4 protein-coding genes and 1 tRNA gene are annotated in these 4019 nt (G+C 66.6%); all 5 read left to right on the forward strand.

What is annotated here, in order from left to right; all coding sequences use genetic code 11:
• The first annotated feature begins 274 nt into the window (after positions 1-274).
• A complete protein-coding gene (typA, locus tag AC36XV_RS06160; RefSeq protein WP_492202802.1) occupies positions 275-2200 on the forward strand; it encodes a translational GTPase TypA in 1926 nt (641 codons plus the stop codon).
• A gap of 150 nt (positions 2201-2350) precedes the next feature.
• Positions 2351-2599, forward strand: a complete 249-nt coding sequence (locus AC36XV_RS06165; protein ID WP_492202803.1) for a hypothetical protein — start codon at positions 2351-2353, stop codon at positions 2597-2599.
• Positions 2600-2694: 95 nt separating this feature from the next.
• Positions 2695-2943, forward strand: coding sequence for a hypothetical protein (locus tag AC36XV_RS06170; RefSeq protein WP_492202804.1), 249 nt, complete (start codon positions 2695-2697; stop codon positions 2941-2943).
• 210 nt (positions 2944-3153) lie between these two features.
• Positions 3154-3228 (forward strand) — tRNA-Ile (locus AC36XV_RS06175).
• A 211-nt stretch (positions 3229-3439) separates the two neighbouring features.
• Positions 3440-4019: hypothetical protein (locus AC36XV_RS06180; protein ID WP_492202805.1), on the forward strand; the 580-nt coding region annotated here is incomplete at its 3' end.

Consider the following 4019-nt stretch of genomic DNA (forward strand, 5'->3'; position numbering starts at 1 on the left):
CACCTCGGCCCACACGGCGTCGTCGGCCACCACGATCAGTGAGTTGGCCTCGCCCATCGCCGATGGGATGCCGCACGCCGCGAGCGCCAGCAGGCCGGCGCACGCCGTGGTGACGGCAATCCCGCGTGACGAGTCGAGCCGGGTCGGCCTGTCGCTGATCATCGTCCATCCATCCGTGGAGGTGGTGCTACGCGGTCCGAATAGCCAAACTACCCCGGCCCTCGGAGAGACAGCAACGGCCCCCGGGGCTCGTCCGCGAACTTTCCCGAAACCGATGGGTAAGCGGGCGGTCGCGAGGTGCGAGCCGGCTCCCCGCGAGGCGTATTTCGACCTTCACAATCGACGGGAATCGGACTCTTTGGACTCCATACGGAACATCGCCATCATCGCCCACGTGGACCACGGAAAGACCACCCTGGTGGACCAGATGCTCCGCCAGACCGGCTCCTTCCGGGCCGGCCAGGCCGTCGCCGAGCGCGTGATGGACTCCAATCCGCTCGAGCGGGAGCGCGGGATCACGATCTTTTCCAAGAACGCCTCGGTGCGGTGGCAGGCGCCCGGCGGCGGCGGGGTGAAGATCAACATCGTGGACACCCCCGGGCATGCCGACTTCGGCGGTGAGGTCGAGCGGATTCTCCGCATGGTGGACGGCGTGCTCCTGCTGGTCGACGCGTTCGAGGGCCCGATGCCCCAGACTCGATTCGTCACCCGCAAGGCCCTCGAGCTGGGACTCCACCCGGTGATCATCATCAACAAGGTCGATCGGCCCGATGCCGACCCGGAGCGCGTGCACGACGAGGTGCTGGAGCTGCTGATGGAGCTCGAGGCCACGGACGGGCAGCTGGACGCGCCCTTTCTGTACGCGTCGGCCCGTGACGGCTGGGCGTCCGTCGACCCGTCGGCCAGCGGCGGCGACCTGTCACCCCTGTTCCAGGCGGTGGTGACGTCGGTGCCGGCGCCGGGAGGTCTGCCCGGTGCGCCGTTCCAGCTCCTGGTCTCGACGCTCGACTACTCGCCCTACCTGGGCCGCATGGCGATCGGCCGGGTGGAGAACGGAACGGTGCGCGAGGGAGAGATGGTGGCCGTATGGGGCCTCGAGTCGGAGGCGCCGGACACGGCCGTCCGGATTCCCAAGATCTACGCCTACGAAGCCATGGCGCGCGTCGAGGTTCCCGAGGCCCGGGCGGGCCAGATCGTGGCGATCGCCGGCATCGAGGCGGCCGAGATCGGAGCCACGCTGTGCGATCCCGAATCGCCGGCACGCCTCGAGGGAATCGCCGTCGAGCCTCCCACCCTGTCCGTGGAATTCCGCCCGAATACGTCGCCGTTCGCGGGCCGGTCCGGTCGCTTCGTCACTTCGAGGCAGCTGCGCGAGCGCCTCTTCCGGGAGGTGCAGTCGAACGTGGCGCTCCGGGTGGAGGAGACGGAGGAGCCGGACCGTTTCCGGGTATCGGGCCGCGGAGAGCTTCACCTCTCCATCCTCATGGAGACGATGCGAAGGGAAGGCTACGAGTTCAGCGTGTCCCGCCCTCACGTCATCACCCGCGAAGGCGAGGACGGAGACATCGAGGAGCCGTACGAGGAGGTGGTGGCCGACGTGCCCGAGGGGATGATCGGCGTCGTGATGAGCGGCCTCGGAGAACGACGCGGTGACATGGTCGACATGGAGAAGGGGGACGGGGCCATGGTGCGGCTGCGATTCTCCGTCCCATCCAGGGCGCTGACCGGCTACCGGTCCGAGTTCCTCACCGAGACGCGTGGCGAAGGCACCCTTCACCGGCAGTTCGAGCGCTACGGTCCGTGGGCGGGCGAGATCGAAGTTCGCTCCACGGGGGCCCTCGTATCGATGCTGGAGGGGGCGGCGACGGCCTATTCCCTGTTCAACCTGCAGGACCGGGGGAGCCTCTTCGTGCGCCCCGGCGACGCCGTCTACAATGGGATGATCGTCGGCGAGCACGCGCGGGAGAATGACCTCGAGGTCAACGTCGTGAAGGGAAAGAAGCTCTCGAACGTCCGCGCCTCCGGAGCGGACGAGGCCATCATCCTCGAGCCGGCGCGGGAGATCAGCCTCGAGTTCGCCCTCGAATTCATTCGGGATGACGAGCTCGTCGAGGTAACCCCCGACGCGATTCGCCTCCGCAAGCGCATGCTCACCCCGCACGAGCGGAAGCGGGACCGGCGAGCCGTCTCCGGCGGATGAGCGTCGCTGCGCCGCGCACCCCGTAACTCTCGCTTCGTCGTCCTCCCGAACCGGTCCTGCCGGGGCCCCTCCGCGCGCACTTGACAGGGGCGCGGCCCGCTCGTAATAAGCGGCGAAGTCGTTTGCTCTTACCGTTTCAGGAGGTCTTCGATGACCGCGATCGCCGGGGCCTGGAGCCAGCTCGAGGAGGACGCCGGGCGCGTCTGGACCCTGCAGCAGGACGAGGATGAAGACGAGAGCTGGGATGACGACGACGAGGACTGGGACGACGACGAAGACTGGGATGACGACGACGAGGATTGGGACGAAGACGAAGACTGGGATGACGATGACGGAGATTGGGACGACGAGGAAGAGGACGACCAGCCGCGACGCCCGTCGGACGACGACTGGAACTGACCGAACTGGAAGAAGGGGATGGGCACGGACACCGGTCTCAGACCAGGACCCGGCCGGCCCGACCCATCACGAACGATGAAGGAGGACGGCTCGCCATGACGCTGACCGCGCTCAGCCTCCCGGGCGCGCTCGTGTCCGATCCGGTGATTCCCCGGGCCCAGGTGGAAGAGGACCCCGAGGACCTGGAGTTCGAGGACGACGAGCTCGACGAGGACTTCGACGAAGACTGGGACGACCTCGAAGAACCCGACGAGCTGGAATTCGACGAAGACGAGGACTGGGATGACGAGGAAGAGCTCGACCTGTACGTGGTCGAGGACGACGAAGAAGACGAGGGCTGGTAGCCGGGCGTATCTCGCGTCCGGGCCGCGGGCGCGGCATCCCTTTTCGATTCCTCGCGGCCGGAGCTCGACGCCTGACGGGATGCCTCGCCTGTCCGAGCGAGGTTGACTGCGGCGTTCGATTGGCTACCTTTTTCTCCCCGCGCGAGTCGCTTCCTGGCGACTCGCATTCTTTTTCGCGGGGCCGCTGCGGCGCGGCGGTGCAGTGAACGAGGGCTCGTAGCTCAGCTTGGTTAGAGCGCACGCCTGATAAGCGTGAGGTCGGTGGTTCAAATCCACCCGGGCCCATTGAGCAGAGGACGCTGTTGCGGCTCTGCCACAATGGCGCTTGCCCGCGGATCGTAGCAAACTTCCTTCCATGCCGTGACGTGCAATCGCCGATGGCACGCCATGACTGCTGCGTCTGCCATGCCCAGCGCTACCCCCCCGAGTGCGGCAGACAGAGAGTGGCATGGTCGGCGCTCGAACCCCCACCTGCATCGGCAAGGAGCCGTCTGCAATGAGACGACTTGTTCTGCTGCCTCTCATGGTGCTTGCCTTCGCCTGCGCGGATAGTCTGCCGGTTCAGCCCGAAAGCGACACGGAGGTGACCGCCAGGTCTGGTCAGGGTCATTCAGCGGTGGCGTACGAGTTCGCCCTCTACTGGGTCGACTCGTTTCCACCGTTCGGACCGCCACCGGTGTGGAACGGCGACCTCCAGATTTCCTATTCGGTGGCCGGGTTCGAGATCTGCAGCCGGGACCGGCTTCCCGCGACGCCCTGCGAGGGCGAGATCCATGGCTTTGCTTACTTCTCGGGCGAGACGACCAACGACTGGGGAGATGTTCGCCCTCCGGAGCCCTTTCCCGGATCATCCTTCAGCTCCGGTTCGGTGCTCGTAGTCCTCCACGCACCGGAACTTGGCGCCTTCACGTGCAAGTTCGAGAATTCGAGCGAGAACGGATACAGAGATCCCCTCCCCGGGCGGTGGTACGGTTGCCGCGGAAGCGGTGGATTCGCGGGGATGTCCATGCGGGTCGACACGGGTCCCGGGTCTCTGCCATGGTCGATGTTCGGAACGGCCATGATCTCGGGGAACG

This window comes from Candidatus Benthicola sp. (genome assembly GCF_058719085.1).

Coding starts and splice junctions, on each gene's coding strand:
- typA (WP_492202802.1), top strand. CDS start 275: ATGGGTAAGCGGGCGGTCGCGAGGTGCGAGCCGGCTCCCCGCGAGGCG.
- AC36XV_RS06170 (WP_492202804.1), top strand. CDS start 2,695: ATGACGCTGACCGCGCTCAGCCTCCCGGGCGCGCTCGTGTCCGATCCG.
- AC36XV_RS06165 (WP_492202803.1), top strand. CDS start 2,351: ATGACCGCGATCGCCGGGGCCTGGAGCCAGCTCGAGGAGGACGCCGGG.